This is a genomic window from Streptomyces sp. SID4985 (genome assembly GCF_009863025.1).
Classification (GTDB): Bacteria; Actinomycetota; Actinomycetes; order Streptomycetales; family Streptomycetaceae; genus Streptomyces.
This window is the reverse complement of the sequence record NZ_WWIR01000421.1, coordinates 1-252: the sequence shown is the minus strand read 5'-3', so window position 1 is coordinate 252 and position 252 is coordinate 1. Positions and strand designations below refer to the sequence as shown.

At 78.6% G+C, this 252-nt stretch carries 1 protein-coding gene; it reads right to left on the bottom strand.

All coding sequences use genetic code 11. The features are described from left to right. Positions 1 to 63 precede the first annotated feature (63 nt). Positions 64 to 252 (bottom strand): hypothetical protein (locus tag GTW40_RS33180; RefSeq protein ID WP_237525572.1); only part of this gene is annotated, 189 nt, incomplete at its 5' end.

The following is a 252-nucleotide window of genomic DNA, read 5'->3' as shown; positions in this document are numbered from 1 at the left end:
TGCGACGGACGACCGGTCCGACGAGTCAGCCGCGCCGTCCGCCGCGCGTGCCGCCCGGCGCGCTCAGGCCGACGACTGGCCCGGCGAGGCCACTGCCCCGTCCGAGACCGAGACCGCAGCCGCGTCTTCCGCCGCTTCGTCGGACGATTGGCCTGGCGAGACCCCGGCGCCTTCCGGCGAGGCAGCCGCGCGCGCCGCTCGGCGCGCTTCGTCCGACGACTGGCCTGGCGACGCCGCCACGCCGTCCGACGC